Origin of the sequence: Microbacterium jepli (assembly GCF_047237905.1) — a bacterium.
Lineage (GTDB): Bacteria > Actinomycetota > Actinomycetes > Actinomycetales > Microbacteriaceae > Microbacterium.
Window position 1 is genome coordinate 1,240,505 of the sequence record NZ_JBDFLW010000005.1, and the last position, 13,265, is coordinate 1,253,769.

Sequence of the window (13,265 nt, forward strand, 5' to 3'; positions counted from 1 at the left end):
CGATCCCAGCGCATGGGGATGCCGCGGCGCGCGGTCCGCGGCGAGGTGGGTGGCCTGGTCGGGTGATGCGGCGCGGGCAGGGCACGCGTCAGGCGATGGGGGTCGCCGTGCCCGTGACCGTGATGCCGCCGGCGGGCGGGATGTCGACGCGCAACACGCTCGGGCGCCCGACGTGCGCGCCCTGCGTGATCGTGACGCGCGCCGGGGAATCCACGAGTCCGAGCGCGCGGAGATACGCGCCGACGGATGCCGCGGCCGACCCCGTCGCCGGATCCTCCGTGATCGCGCCCACCGGGAAGAGGTTGCGGGCGTCGAACTCCGCCTCCGACACGGCGAAGAGGGTGGTGACGGTGCCCGCCCAGCCCTGCTCGTCCATCAGCGCGCGCACCGCGTCGGGGTCGAACGTGAACCCGTCGAAGACCGCGCGGCCGGCGAAGACGACGACGGGATGCCGATTGCCGGCGAACGATAGACGGGGTGGATGCCGCGGGTCGAGGTCCGCTCGCGTCTTTCCGAGGAGACCGAGCAGCCGGTCGAGCACGGTGTCGTCGAGGTCAGTGACCTCGGGCTCGACGCTCGTGAACGACGCCTCGATGCCGCGCTCGCCGTCGGCGGTGGCGATGACGACGTCGCCGACAGGCGTCTCGAACACTAACTCGCCGGTGCCGCGGCGCTCGGCCAGAGCCACCGCCGTAGCGATCGTCGCGTGACCGCAGAAGGGCACCTCGGCCAACGGAGAGAAGTACCGGATGCGCACGCGGCGAGCTGCAGCATCCGTCCCCTGCGAGGTCACGAAAGCGGTCTCGGAGTATCCGACGTCGGCCGCGATCGCCTGCATGTCGGCGTCGGTGAGGGCCGCGGCATCCAGCACCACTCCGGCGGGATTGCCTCCGCCCGGAGCAGCGGCGAACGCAGCGTAGCGCAGCGGAGCGGTCACGCCCCGCCGACCTGTCGGTAGTGGCGCACGCGCTCGTCGCGCTCGATGAGCCAGCGGTTGTCGTCGGGATAGAAGACGGCCTTCTCGGCGTCGGGTCCGGCGAAGGCGGTGATGTCGTCGAGCGATCGCCAGCGGGAGACGGTCGTGACCTCGGTACGGCCGTCGCCGAGGTCGCGCGTGAGGAGCCAGGCACCGAGGTTGCCGGGCGTCGCGCGGTACGCGGTCATGCCGGTGGTCTCGACGTAGCGGGCGTAGTCGCCGGCGTCGGCGGTGCGGACGACGCCGGTCCACATCCGCACAACGGCGGGCTGCTGATCTGACATGCCTCCAGCATGCTCCGGATGCCGCGGCCCCGCCGTCGCATTCCGGTCACGCATGCGCGGGTGACGGTCGATTGGCCCGGGCCGGACGCCTCGGTCAGACTTGGAGCATGAGCGCGATCGAGAACTCGAAGGTCACCATCGTCGGGGCGGGGAGCGTGGGCTCGAGCGCCGCATACGCGTGCCTCATCCGCGGGTCGGCCCGACACGTCGCGCTCTTCGACATCGCGACCGAGCGCGTCGAGGCGGAGGTGCTCGACCTCGCACACGGCGCGCAGTTCACCGGTGCGAGCGACATCTCGGGCGGGAGCGACGTCGACGTCGTCGCCGGCTCGCACGTCGTCGTCATCACGGCGGGCGCGAAGCAGAACCCGGGCCAGACGCGCATCGAGCTCGCCGCCGTGAACGCCCGCATCATCGCCGACATGATGCCGAAGCTGCTGGCCGTCGCTCCGAACGCGATCTACGTGGTCGTGTCGAACCCCTGCGACGTGCTGACGGTGCTCGCGCAGGAGCAGTCCGGACTGCCCGTCGAGCGCATCTTCGCGTCGGGCACGGTGCTCGACACCTCGCGCCTGCGCTGGAAGCTCGCGCAGCGGGCCGGCGTCTCGACCTCGAGCGTGCACGCCTACATCGTCGGCGAGCACGGCGACACCGAGTTTCCGCTGTGGTCGCGCGCCACGATCGGCACGGTGCCGATCCTCGACTGGGTCGCGCCCGACGGCAGCCGCTTCACCCCCGAGGATCTGGACGCGGTCGCCGTGGACGTGCGGGATGCCGCGTACAAGGTCATCCAGGGCAAGGGTGCGACGAACTACGCCATCGGTCTGTCGGTGGCGCGGATTGTCGAGGCGATCCTCCGCGACGAGCACGCCGTCATGCCGGTCAGCCCGGTGCTGCACGACTACCACGGGGTCGACGGCGTCGCGCTGTCGGTGCCGTCGCTCGTCAGCGCGCGCGGCGCGGTGCCCGTCGCGCAGACGCCGTTCTCCGAAGGCGAGCTCGCGCTGTTCCAGCGGTCGGCCGGCGCGCTGCGGGAGGTCGCCGACTCGCTGCGGTGATCTCGGGCCGCCGGCGGCGCCGCGAGCGTTCAGGGATACATCCGACGGCGGATGCGGATCATCCCCGCGCCGCATGTGCTCCGCGCCGCGGATCGCTGGACTGGAGTCATGAAGACACCGTCCCGCATCCTGATCCTGTCCGCCGTCCTCCTCGGGGGCGCGGTCGCCCTCAGCGGGTGCGCCGTCGTCGACGAACTCGTTTACAAGCAGCGCTCTGCCGACTACGCCGACACCTCCGCCCTGTCGGACGGCGGCCACTCCGTCGCGTGGGTTCCGGGCGATGCGACGCGCATCCGCATCATCGAGTCGACGCAGGGCCCCGACAAGGCTCTGCGCGTGACGAGCCCGACCGCCCTCGACACCGCCGCGTGCCGTGCCGGCGCCCGGCTGTCGGGTCCGTCGTACGCCATGGAGGGCACGCCGAACATCTACAAGGTCACCGACGCATTCATCTGCGGCGAATGGACCGTGATCGCCACCGCCGACGGCTGGTTCGGGTGGACGCCGAACAGCCCGGAGGAGCAGGCGGCCGCTGCGGGCTGAGCGCTGGCACGAGCCGGTGACCGCGCGGGCCGAGCGCGAAGGCCGCGACCGCGGGGGCTGAGCGCCGGCACGAGCCGGTGACGGCGCGGGCGACCGGATCGCCCGCGCCGCAGCATCCGTCAGCTGACCGCGGTGACCGCCTTCTCGATGACGTCCGCGACCTCGGTGGGCTTGGCGTGCATCGCGAGGTGCGGGGCGTCGATCTCGATGACATCGCGGAACTCCGCGCGGCCGTAGCCGAAGCGCTCGACGTCGGGGTTGATCGTGCGGTCGGCCGACGACACGATGCCCCACGACGGCTTCGTCTTCCAGGCGGCGACGGGTGCGGCATCCCCGAACGCCTGCGCCGACAGGGGACGCTGCGAGACGGCCAGCACCTCGGCGACCTTCGGGTCGACGCCCGCGGCGAAGACCTCGGGGAACGCCTCGATGACGACCGAGACGTCGGTGCCGGGCTCGCCGCCGGCGACCGGGTAGGGCGTGTAGACGAGGTTCGCGGCGAGGTCGGAGTCGGGGAAGCCGCCCTGCAGCTCGGCGAGGCTCTCGCCCTCGGCGAGCGCATACCCGGAGACGTACACGAGCGCGGCGACGTTGTCGGCGACGCCGGCCACGGTGATGACCGCTCCGCCGTAGGAGTGCCCGACGAGCACGACCGGTCCGTCGATGCCCTCGACGAACGCCTTGATCGAGGCGCCGTCGTCGATGAGGCTGCGGTTGTAGACCGGCGGGACGCGGACGACGTGACCGCGGTCGAGCAGCTCGCGGGTGACGGGCGCCCAGGAGGCGGAGTCGGCGAAGGCGCCGTGGACGAGGACGATGGTGGCGGCCATGAGGGTTCCTTTCGAGGCGGCCGGAAGGGCGGCCGGAGAGAGTGGATGCTGCGCCGAGCGGCGCTCGCGTCCATCACACCGCTGCGGCCGGTGACACGACCAGGAAGAAAACCGGCAAGATGAGGAACCGTGGAAGCCGGCGACCCGTGGACGCTCCTCAGCCGCCTCCTGCGGCAGCATCGCGGTGACCGCGACCTGACGATCGAGGCGCTCGCGTTCCGCTCCGGCGTGAGCGAGCGCACGATCGGCGACATCGAGCGCGGCGTCAGCACCGGCCCGCAGCGCCGCACGGTCATCGCGCTCGCCGACGGGCTCTCGCTCGACGGCGGCGCGCGCGAGGTGTTCCTGGCGGCCGCGCGTCCCGGCCGGCGTTCGGCGCCGGACCGCGACCGCGACGACGCGCACCGTCCGCACTGGCTGGAGGACTTCACCGGACGCGAGGCGGAGGTCGCGCAGCTGCTCGATCTGCTCAGACCCGACGTCGATGCCGACCGCGCCTGCGCGCCCATCGTGATCAGCGGACCGCCGGGCGCGGGCAAGACGTCGCTCGCGATCGAGGCCGTGCGGCGCCTGCGCAGCGGCCGCACCGAGCTGTTCATCGACGCCGCGGGCACGGCGCGCACACCTCTCACCCCGCTGCGCATCCTGCAGGCTCTTCTCCGGCAGCTGCGTCCGGACGGCGACGTGCCGCGGACGGTGGCTGCAGCATCCGCTCAATGGAGAGAGGTGACAACCGAGGAGCCGGTGGTCGTGATCGTCGACGATGCCGCGCTCGAATCGCAGGTGCGGCCGCTGCTCGGCTTCGACGGCCGGTCACGGCTCATCGCGACGTCTCGGCGCACGCTCGGGGGAGTGGAGGGTGCGCGTCACATCGCCGTCGGACCGATGAGCCGAGCCGACAGCGTCGCCTTCCTGGAGCGGGCGCTGGCGGCGACACAGCGGGGCGACGCAGACCTCGAAGAACTCGCGGAGCTCTGCGCCGACCTGCCCCTCGCCCTGCGCGTCGCGGTCGGACGCATCGGGGCGCACGGCGCCCGCAGCGCGGGCGACTTCATCCGGCGGCTGCGCGCCCAGGACCGTCGGCTCGACCTGCTGGTGGCGGGAGACCTCGGCGTCATCCGCGCCTTCATGGCGTCGTGCGAGTTCCTCTCGGCGCCGGCCCGGTCGCTCTTCCAGTACCTCGGTCTCGTGCACGGCTCCTCGTTCGACGCCGCGCTCGCCGCTGCGGTCGGCGGTCTGGAGGTCGACGATGCGCGCGACCTGCTCGACGGTCTCGTCGACCTCGGGCTCGTCGAGGCGCTCGAGGGCGAGCGCTTCCGCCTGCACGACCTGCTGCGACTCTTCGCGGAGCGTGAGCTGCGCGCGCACGTGTCCGAGGAGCAGATCGAGGAGCGGAGACGGATGCTGCGGGCCTGGCTGCTCGCGACGACCAGGGCGGCCGCGGTGATGCTCACGGACGAGGACACGGGTGCCGGGACTGCCGACGAGTCGAACGCCGGCGCGCGGTTCGCCGACGCCGCGGATGCGGAGCGGTGGCTGACCATGGAGGCGGACCGGTGGTACGAGGCGCTCGTCGAGACCGCTGCGGCGGGCGGGCATCACGAGGTGCTCGCGACGGCGGCCGTGCTGCCGCGTCTGGAGGAGATCTGGACGGGCTGGGGACGGTGGCGAGAGGTCTTCGCCCTGGCGGCCGCGACGGCTGACGCCGTCGGCGACCAGCACCGCCGGGCGAAGGACCTCACGTACGTCGCGTACGCCGAACTGTACGAGCGCTTCGACGCCGCACGCGCGGTCGAGGCCGCCCACGAGGCCATCGCGGTGGCTCTCGCGTCGGGTAACGACGATGCGCGGGCGTGGGCGCTCGCCTACCTCGCTCAGAGCGAACGGAACCTCGAGCGCATGGCCGACGCCGAGGCGCACGCGCGGGAGTCGGCCGAGGTGTTCGCGTCGCTGGGCGATGTGCGGGGTGGGCTGGAGGCCGGGTACACACTGGCGACGGTGCTGATGACGCACGACGCGGCAGCGGCAGCGGAAGAGTTCGCGCACCTGCGTGCGGTGGCGGAGGATCCGGACGGTGAACTCCTGTCCGCGGAGCGCGAGACCGTGCGCGAGCAGGCGCTCTCCGGCCTGGCGCGCAGTCTCATCATGCTGGGACGATTCGCCGACGCCCTCGAGATATCGTGGCTGCTCGACGCGCATGTGGGCAACAACGCCGCGGGACGGGCGCGCGCGCACCGGCACCTCGGATTCGCGCGGATCGGGCTCGGCCAGCGCGACGAGGCGCGAGCCGACCTCGAGGCGGCCCTGCGTTTCGCGGGCAGTGCGCGGCCCGATGCGTGGGCGGCGGAGATCGAGGCGGCACTGCGGGAACTGTGAAGGCGTGTCCCAAGTTGGGACGCGATGGGCCGCCGGCGGCGGCTCTGTTCCATGGTGGGACGCGTCTGGCCGGCTGCCGCCGCTCGTCCTAGAGTGTCGGCGTGACTGAGCCGCTCGATCCCGGACCCTTCTTCCACGGCACGAAGGCCCCGCTCGTCGTCGGAGATATGCTCCTCCCCGGCCAGCGGTCGAACTACCGCGCCGAGGTCGTCATGAACCACATCTACTTCACGTCGCTCATCGACGGCGCCGGGCTCGCGGCGGAGCTCGCGGTCGAGCTGGCCGGTGGCCGCGGCATCCCGCACGTGTACGAGGTCGAGCCGACCGGGGAGTTCGAGGACGATCCGAACGTGACCGACAAGAAGTTCCCGGGCAATCCGACGCGGTCGTTCCGCAGCGCGGCTCCGCTGCGGATCGTCGCCGAGCGCGACGACTGGACCCGGCTGACGCCTGAGAACCTTCAGCTCTGGCGGGAGCGGCTGGCGAAGCTCGCGGGGAGCGACGCCGAGATCCTCAACTGACGGCGGGGCGACGCCGGCGCTCGCGCCAGGCCTTCCACGCGCCCGTCGACCACAGCGCCCAGACGACCAGCAGAGGCTGGAAGATCAAGCGGATGCCGCGGGCGAGGTCGGAACTCAGACCGAATGCGTCGGTGCCCCGCACGAACTGCTCGATGTTGCCGGGGAAGATCGCGACGAAGAACGCGGCGGTGAGCCACCCGACGACCACCCGGGAGCGGACGAGGAAGATCAGCGCGAGTCCGAGGGCGATCTCGACGACGCCGGATGCCAGGACCGTCACATCCACGGGGAGGGGCAGCCACGTCGGAACCTGCGCGACGAACTCCTCGCGCAGAAAGGTGAGGTGTCCGGTGCCGGTGAAGACGAGCGCCGCCCCGAGCAGGCAACGGGCGATCGTGCGGGGGAGGCTCATCCCTCGAGCGTAGGCGAGGGTCGCGATCGGTTGCGGGGCTTGCTCTTCGCGTGTGGTTCGGGAGGAGATGTGGTGATCCCGAGGGCGGATGCTGCGGCATCCTCTTCCCGTTCGGCACATCTCCTCCCGATCGGTCGGAGTGGGGGTGGCTCCCGGTACCGTGCGGGGCATGGCGGAGCGGGTCGAGGATTGGTGGGCGCGGCGGCGCTTCTCGCGCGGGCGCGAGGTGCCGTACGAGATCGGCACGTACCGCCAGGCGTGGGCGTCGTATCCGCAGCTGATCCGGCAGTATCACCCCGACCTCAACGCCGGGATCACGCTGACGCAGATCCCGCCCGCGGCCGATGTGCTGCTGCTCTGGGAGTGCGCGGCCGGGCACCGCTTCGCTGCGACGCCGACGGAGCAGCGGATGCGTCCGGCTCGGGAGCGGCGGAAGTCAGCCTGGTGCCCGGACTGTACCGCGACCGCGCGACCGGCGCCGATGCGGTGGCCGGGTTCGGAGCTGGGTGACCCGGCGCCGGCCCCCGTGCACAGCGCAGGCAGTTCGGAGGGGGTGCCGGGCGCCGGCGCTTCGGGAGCGGCGCAAACACGGGCGCGCTCGGCGCGGGCGCCACGGCCGAAGAAGCCCGTGCCTGCGTTGTGCACGAAGACGCCGCCGCTGCCGGTCGGCGAGCCCTTCGTGTCGGTGTGCGCACCGAAGCCGGCCTCGGCCGTCGAGGGCCGACTGAGGGCGGACGTGTTCGGCGCGCTCGGGGTGACGCCGGGGTTCAACGCCGTCCGCGTCGGGCAGCCGTTCTTCCGGCATCTCGAGCTGTGGCCCGACATCCTGCTGCCCGAGCTGCGGGTCGCGCTCGAGTACGACAGCACCGGCAAGTTCGGGCTCGAGCACGTCGGCACGCGCACCGAGACCGACAGGAAGAAGGACCGGATGCTGCGCCGCGCCGGGTGGGAGGTGATCCGCCTCCGCACCGGCAAGCTCGAGAAGCTCGGGCCCTACGACCTGCAGCTCGCCAGCTGGAACCGGGCGGCGCTGGGGAAGCTGCTCGACGTGCTGCGGGAGGTGCGGGGGCCGCTGTTCGTGGATGCGTATCTGCGGTGAGGGGTGCGGGGGGTCCGCGGGAGGTGCGGGCGTTTCGACTCGCTGCGCTCGCTCAACGAGCGGGTTCGTCTGGGCGTTTCGACTCGCTGCGCTCGCTCAACGAGCGGGTGTGGCGGGAGGACGGGACGTGGGTCCATGGTGAGGCGCCGGGCGGTCGGCGACAGTGGAGTCAGGGGAACAGCGCGGCGTGCGCGAGTGCCCTAGCCATTGGCGCGTCGTCGACGGGCCCGACATCCAGGAGTCGTCATGCGCAGCATCCGCTCTCGCCGTTCTCGCATCGCATCTGCGGCGGGTGCGGCGCTCGCCGCCGCGCTGTTGCTGTCTGCGTGCACCGCACCGACGGCTCCGGTCGCGTCGTCGAGTCCGACCCCCACGTCCGCCCCGGGCGCGCCGGCGGTTGCCGACGGAGAAGACCTGACGCCCGACATCGCCTTCACGGCGCTCATCGCACAGCCGACCACCGTGCCGGCGCCGGTGCTCGCGAGCGACGGCAAGGTGCATCTCGCCTACGAGCTGCTGCTGACCAACGCGGCGCCGATCACGTACGCGGTGTCCGCGCTCGAGGTGCTCGATCCCGACTCCGGCGACACGCTGCTCACGATCGGGCCCGATGTCATCCAGCGCGCGATCACCCGCCTCGGAGCCTCCTCGGAGGGAGTCGATGCGACCGGGCCCGTCGAGATCGGATCGGCGCAGACCTGGATCGCGTGGATCGACGTCGCCGTCGACCCCGATAAGGTGCCCACACGTCTGCAGCATCGCACCGAGGGCGAGGTGGTGCGGCCGGACGGCGCCGTGCAGAGCGCTCCCTATCTCCTCACCACCGTCGCCGTGAGCGACGAGCAGGCGGCGGTGGTGGGCTCGCCTGTCGCGGCCGGCGACTGGTACATGAGCGAGGGATGCTGCAGCAACTACACCCACCACCGGAACGGCTTCCTGCCGGTGAACGGCGTCGGGCTCGCCCCGCAGCGCTTCGCGATCGACTTCTTCAAGGTCGACGAGAACGGCAAGACGTGGGAGGGGGATCCGAGCCAGCTGTCGAGCTACTTCTCGTATCGCCAGCCGATCGTGGCCGCGGCATCCGGCACCGTCGTGCGAGCCGTCGACGTATTCGAGAACACGGATGCCGCACCCGAGCCGCCGACGGTTCCGCCGATCATCGAGACGGTCGGCAACCACGTCGTGGTCGAGATCGCACCCGGGCGGTACCTGCTGTACGGCCACATGGATCCCGGATCGGTGAAGGTCAAGGTCGGCGACACCGTCGAGGCCGGGCAGGAGCTGGGGCTGATCGGCAGCAGCGGCAACTCGACCACGCCGCACCTGCACTTCCAGCTGCAGACCGAGCCGACGTTCTTCCCGACCGACAGCGTGCCCTATGTGTTCGACTCCTTCACACTGCTCGGGTCGGTGCCGGACCGGATCTGGGACGACGATTTGGGGCTGCAGCCGACCGGCCAGCTGCCGTTCGACAAGATCGACCCGAGCGACCGGAAGAACGAGCTGCCCCTGGACCGCACGGTGGTGCGGCTGGGGTGAGGGGCGGAGGAGTGGGGCGGAGCGTCGGGGGGCGCTTCGCCTCGCTTCGCCCGCTCGGCGAGCGGGAACCGGCCGAGGCAGGCGCGAACCGGCCGAGGCAGGCGGAACCGGCCGAGGCCGGCGAGAACCGGCCGCGGCGACCGGGAACCGGCCGACGCATGTAGACTGAACCCCGATAGGCGGATTTCTCATCCGTCTCGCCCCGGCCGCGTGGTAACGGTCGGGGCTTTTTCGTGCCCCGCGGGCGGGTCAGGCGCTGCTCGGTGGGCCCGCGCGGCGGTCACGACGCGCGGTCAGCTCACGTCGGAGCTGGAAGCCGCCGGCGACCACCAGCACGAGCCCGAGCGCGATGCTCACGATGCGCACCCAGAAGTCCGCATCCGGCAGGAAGATCACGGGAGCGGCGAGGACGAAGGTGGCGCCGACGAAGTACCAGACGGAGATCTGGGACTCGCTCTTCGGCGATGGCGTGGGTGGAGATGAGGTCATGGGTTTCTCCCTTCCCGTTCGACGCTACGCACACCTCATCCGCGACGCCTCCGTCGCGAGGGGGATCTCCGTCAGGAACGACCGGCGAGCGGCCAGCCTGTGTACGCCTCGGCGAGGTAGGTCTTGCCGGCCTCAGACTCCACCACGCTGCGCAGCTCGCCGATCTGGCGAAGGCGGTCGAACTCCGACGCGCCGGGCGCGACGTGGAGCATCGAGGTCATCCACCACGAGAAGTGCTGCGCCTTCCAGATGCGCTGCAGCGCGGTCTCGGGGAAGGCCTGCACGAGCCGGTCATCGCCCTCGAGAAGGAGCGCACGCAGCGCCGCCGTGAGGACGACGACGTCGGCGATCGCCAGGTTCATGCCCTTGGCGCCGGTCGGCGGCACAGTGTGCGCGGCGTCGCCGATGAGGGCGACGCGGCCCTCGAGCAGCTTGTGGGCGACGAAGCTCCGGAAGCGCAGGATGTCGCGCTGGAAGATCGTGCCCTGCTTCAGCTCCGTTCCGGGCACGCGCTTCTGCAGCTCGTCCCACAGCTGGGCCTCGCTGTAGCGCTCGGTGTTGTCGTCGAGGTCGCACTGGAAGTACATGCGCTGCACAGTGGCGCTGCGCTGGCTGATGAGCGCGAAACCCTCGTCGGAGCGGCTGTAGATGAGCTCCTCGGAGCTCGGCGGCGCCTCGCAGAGGATGCCGAACCACGCGAAGGGGTACTCGCGGAAGTAGCCGCCGGTGGAGGAGCCGGTGACGGCGGCACGGGCGACGCTGCGCGATCCGTCCGCACCGACGACGAAGTCGGCCTCGATCACGAGCTCCTCGCCGTCGGGCCCGGTCGCGATGACGCGCGGATGGTCGGACGTGGCATCCTCCACGCGCTCGGCGGTGACGCCGAGGCGGAGGTCCTGGCCGCCGGCGATGCGGGCCGCGACGAGGTCCTTGAGCACCTCGTGCTGCGGATAGAGCCAGACGGCGCGGCCGACGAGCGACGGGAAGTCGATGCGGTGGCCTTCGCCCTCGAAGCGCAGCTCGATGCCGTCGTGACGGTTGCCGACAGTAAGCACGCGGTCGGAGGCGCCCGAGTCGACGAGCAGATCCACGGTGCCCTGCTCGAGGATGCCGGCGCGGATGGTCGTCTCGATCTCCTCACGCGACCGCTGGTCGATGACGACCGACTCGATGCCGTCGGCGGCGAGGAGGTGCGAGAGGAGCAGGCCGGCGGGGCCGGCACCGATGATCGCGACGCGGGTGCGGACGTGGGTGGTCATGTCGTCTCCTTCGACGGGGCCGGGATGCTGCTCAGTCTGAAGCGTCCGCTCCAGTCGTGGCCGAGGCATCCCGTTCATCGGGAACCGAGATCACAGCGCGCGCTCGATGTCGCGGGCGGCGCGGTGAAGCTCGGCCAGCGCGGACTCGGTCGGCGCGTCGCGGGGAAGCACGACCGAGAGCGCGGCGACGACCGCTCCGGTCGCGTTGTGGACGGGCACGGCGAGGCCCGTGGAGACGTCTTCGATGTACCCCGGCGCCACGACGTGCCCCTGCAGGCGGATCTCGCCGAGCGTGCGACGCAGCGTCGCCGGATCGGTGATCGTCGCGGGGGTGAGGGGGATCAGCCGACCGCTCAGCACGCGATCGCGCACCTCGGGGTCGGCGTACGCGAGCAGCACGAGTCCGGATGACGACGCGTTGAGGGGCAGGCGGCCGGCGACGCGCGTGATGTTCGTGACGGCGTCGGGGCGGCTGAGGCGCTCGAGGAAAAGGGCCTCGTCCTGCTCGAGGATCGCGAGCTGGGTGTGCTCGCCCACCCGCGCCTGGATGCGCTCCATGAAAGGCAGCGCGACCTGGCGCAGCCGCAGCGCGCCGGATGATCGGGTCGCGAGCTCCCACAGCCGCATGCCGACCCGGATGCCGCGGCTCTCGTCGCGCTCGAGCAGCCCGGCATCGACCAGCTCGGCCACGATGCGGTGCGCCGACGAGCCGGGAAGACCCGCCCGTCGACCGATCTCGGCCGACGTCTGCACGGTGCGGGTGGGGGTGAAGGTCTCCAGCACGCGCACGAGGCGGTCGGTCATCGAGTCGCCGGAGGGGGAGTTCGCCACGGTGTCATCCTGGCACCGGATGCCGCAGCATCCCATTCATCGGCATGCGCTCTGTTCAGCGCGGGTGCAGTGGAGCGGGGGAATCGAGGTTCTCGGCACCGACGGTGGCGAAGAGCGAGCGCAGCCACTCGTGCGCAGGATCGCCGTCGTGCACAGGGTGCCACCAGAAGGCGAGCTCGTGCGCGATGGCCGGGAACGGGGCATCCAGTACCCGCACGCCGAGCGACCGGGGGATGAGTCGCGCAGCGGCGGCGGGCATGAAGGCGATGCGATCGGTGCCCGACACGAAGTACGGGAGGCTGAGGAACCCGTCGACCACGGTGTCGACGTTCGGGCGGATTCCGAGCAGATGCAGGTGGCGGGCCGGGGGGATCGCGCGATCCGGGCCGTGATGGTTCGACACCCAGGGGAGGGTGGCGAGGTCCTCGATGCGCAGTTCCGCGCCGACGACGGTGTTCGTGTCCGCGACGATGCAGACCCACTCGTCGCGCATGACGTCGATGTGGTCGCCACCGGCGAACACGCCGTGGGGCAGGATCACCCCGTCGGATGCGGCGAGCAGCTCTGCGGGCGCAGGCGCCTGCAAGGCGGCCGCGGCTTGGTGGATGAATCGGATGCTGACGCCCGGCGCCGCCCGGGAGGCCAGGTTGCGCACGCGGACGCCGACGGTCGTGGCGGAGTTGTCCGACGCGTGGATGACGAACTCGCGCACCTCGGAGGCCGGCTCGAAATCGGCGGTGCTGCGGAAGATCGCATGGAGGCGATCGAGCGTGCCCCCCGTCAGGGCCGCGAGGCGCGTGGCCAGCGCGGACAGCTCATGAGTGCGCCCGGTGCGCACGAGGAGCGGATCGTCGAAGTGCGCTCGGAGGCGGGACAGCGCCGCGCTCAGCGCCGGCTGGCTCAGACCGAGGCGCTCGGCCGCGCGCGTCACATTGCGCTCGGTGAGCAGAGCGTCGAGTGCCAGAACCAGGTTGAGGTCGAGGCGAGTCAACGTCAGGCGAATCTCCGCGCGGTCATTCCCATCAGCGTGGTGGATGCTTTCCATTCG

General features: G+C 71.5%; 14 protein-coding genes. 6 read left to right on the forward strand and 8 right to left on the reverse strand.

Annotated elements, in window-relative coordinates; translation table 11 throughout:
- Positions 1 to 88: 88 nt before the first annotated feature.
- Entirely contained in the window at positions 89 to 937 is an 849-nt protein-coding gene (locus ABC304_RS10050; RefSeq protein ID WP_412930467.1) for a PhzF family phenazine biosynthesis protein, read from the reverse strand.
- The gene (locus ABC304_RS10055; RefSeq protein ID WP_412930468.1) at positions 934 to 1,260 is read right to left on the reverse strand and encodes a hypothetical protein; all 327 of its coding nucleotides are present in this window, start codon (positions 1,258 to 1,260) and stop codon (positions 934 to 936) included. The genes ABC304_RS10050 and ABC304_RS10055 overlap by 4 nt, the downstream gene beginning before the upstream one ends.
- 107 nt (positions 1,261 to 1,367) lie before the next feature.
- On the opposite strand from ABC304_RS10055, the gene ABC304_RS10060 reads away from it, so the two are divergent.
- Positions 1,368 to 2,318 carry an L-lactate dehydrogenase gene (locus ABC304_RS10060; RefSeq protein ID WP_412930469.1) on the forward strand — a complete coding sequence of 317 codons (951 nt, stop codon included), beginning with the start codon at positions 1,368 to 1,370 and terminating at the stop codon, positions 2,316 to 2,318.
- A 108-nt stretch (positions 2,319 to 2,426) separates the two neighbouring features.
- On the forward strand, positions 2,427 to 2,861 hold the full coding sequence (locus ABC304_RS10065) for a hypothetical protein (RefSeq protein ID WP_412930470.1): 435 nt from the start codon (positions 2,427 to 2,429) through the stop codon (positions 2,859 to 2,861).
- A 119-nt stretch (positions 2,862 to 2,980) separates the two neighbouring features.
- Here the strand turns inward: ABC304_RS10065 and ABC304_RS10070 are convergent, their stop codons facing one another.
- Positions 2,981 to 3,691: an alpha/beta hydrolase gene (locus ABC304_RS10070; protein ID WP_412930471.1), complete on the reverse strand. Its 711-nt coding sequence runs from the start codon at positions 3,689 to 3,691 to the stop codon at positions 2,981 to 2,983.
- Positions 3,692 to 3,820: 129 nt separating this feature from the next.
- Here ABC304_RS10070 and ABC304_RS10075 point away from each other — a divergent pair, with 129 nt between their 5' ends.
- Together ABC304_RS10075 and arr are read left to right on the forward strand one after the other, a co-directional pair.
- Entirely contained in the window at positions 3,821 to 6,067 is a 2,247-nt protein-coding gene (locus ABC304_RS10075) for an AAA family ATPase (RefSeq protein ID WP_412930472.1), read from the forward strand.
- Positions 6,068 to 6,168: 101 nt separating this feature from the next.
- The gene (gene arr / locus ABC304_RS10080) at positions 6,169 to 6,588 is read left to right on the forward strand and encodes an NAD(+)--rifampin ADP-ribosyltransferase (RefSeq protein ID WP_412930473.1); all 420 of its coding nucleotides are present in this window, start codon (positions 6,169 to 6,171) and stop codon (positions 6,586 to 6,588) included.
- Here the strand turns inward: arr and ABC304_RS10085 are convergent.
- Positions 6,581 to 7,000: a DoxX family protein gene (locus tag ABC304_RS10085; protein ID WP_412930474.1), complete on the reverse strand. Its 420-nt coding sequence runs from the start codon at positions 6,998 to 7,000 to the stop codon at positions 6,581 to 6,583. The genes arr and ABC304_RS10085 overlap by 8 nt on opposite strands.
- 169 nt (positions 7,001 to 7,169) lie before the next feature.
- On the opposite strand from ABC304_RS10085, the gene ABC304_RS10090 reads away from it, so the two are divergent.
- Both ABC304_RS10090 and ABC304_RS10095 read left to right on the forward strand, forming a co-directional pair.
- The gene (locus tag ABC304_RS10090; protein ID WP_412930475.1) at positions 7,170 to 8,099 is read left to right on the forward strand and encodes a zinc-ribbon domain-containing protein; all 930 of its coding nucleotides are present in this window, start codon (positions 7,170 to 7,172) and stop codon (positions 8,097 to 8,099) included.
- A gap of 246 nt (positions 8,100 to 8,345) precedes the next feature.
- Entirely contained in the window at positions 8,346 to 9,638 is a 1,293-nt protein-coding gene (locus tag ABC304_RS10095; protein ID WP_412930476.1) for a M23 family metallopeptidase, read from the forward strand.
- Positions 9,639 to 9,887: 249 nt separating this feature from the next.
- Here the strand turns inward: ABC304_RS10095 and ABC304_RS10100 are convergent, their stop codons facing one another.
- The 4 genes from ABC304_RS10100 to ABC304_RS10115 form a co-directional block, all read right to left on the reverse strand.
- Positions 9,888 to 10,127, reverse strand: a complete 240-nt coding sequence (locus ABC304_RS10100; RefSeq protein ID WP_412930477.1) for a hypothetical protein — start codon at positions 10,125 to 10,127, stop codon at positions 9,888 to 9,890.
- Between the two features lie 71 nt (positions 10,128 to 10,198).
- A complete protein-coding gene (locus ABC304_RS10105; RefSeq protein ID WP_412930478.1) occupies positions 10,199 to 11,386 on the reverse strand; it encodes a 4-hydroxybenzoate 3-monooxygenase in 1,188 nt (395 codons plus the stop codon).
- A 90-nt stretch (positions 11,387 to 11,476) separates the two neighbouring features.
- Complete coding sequence (locus ABC304_RS10110; RefSeq protein WP_412930479.1) at positions 11,477 to 12,217, reverse strand: IclR family transcriptional regulator; 741 nt, start codon at positions 12,215 to 12,217, stop codon at positions 11,477 to 11,479.
- Positions 12,218 to 12,272: 55 nt separating this feature from the next.
- Positions 12,273 to 13,208 (reverse strand): LysR family transcriptional regulator, encoded by a 936-nt coding sequence (locus ABC304_RS10115; RefSeq protein ID WP_412930480.1) that lies wholly within the window; start codon positions 13,206 to 13,208, stop codon positions 12,273 to 12,275.
- Positions 13,209 to 13,265 lie beyond the last annotated feature (57 nt).

Excerpts from the sequence above, each read along its gene's own strand:
- ABC304_RS10085 (WP_412930474.1), bottom strand. The coding sequence starts at position 7,000 with ATGAGCCTCCCCCGCACGATCGCCCGTTGCCTGCTCGGGGCGGCGCTC.
- ABC304_RS10090 (WP_412930475.1), top strand. The coding sequence starts at position 7,170 with ATGGCGGAGCGGGTCGAGGATTGGTGGGCGCGGCGGCGCTTCTCGCGC.
- ABC304_RS10065 (WP_412930470.1), top strand. The coding sequence starts at position 2,427 with ATGAAGACACCGTCCCGCATCCTGATCCTGTCCGCCGTCCTCCTCGGG.
- ABC304_RS10100 (WP_412930477.1), bottom strand. The coding sequence starts at position 10,127 with ATGACCTCATCTCCACCCACGCCATCGCCGAAGAGCGAGTCCCAGATC.
- ABC304_RS10055 (WP_412930468.1), bottom strand. The coding sequence starts at position 1,260 with ATGTCAGATCAGCAGCCCGCCGTTGTGCGGATGTGGACCGGCGTCGTC.
- ABC304_RS10105 (WP_412930478.1), bottom strand. The coding sequence starts at position 11,386 with ATGACCACCCACGTCCGCACCCGCGTCGCGATCATCGGTGCCGGCCCC.
- ABC304_RS10070 (WP_412930471.1), bottom strand. The coding sequence starts at position 3,691 with ATGGCCGCCACCATCGTCCTCGTCCACGGCGCCTTCGCCGACTCCGCC.
- ABC304_RS10060 (WP_412930469.1), top strand. The coding sequence starts at position 1,368 with ATGAGCGCGATCGAGAACTCGAAGGTCACCATCGTCGGGGCGGGGAGC.
- ABC304_RS10095 (WP_412930476.1), top strand. The coding sequence starts at position 8,346 with ATGCGCAGCATCCGCTCTCGCCGTTCTCGCATCGCATCTGCGGCGGGT.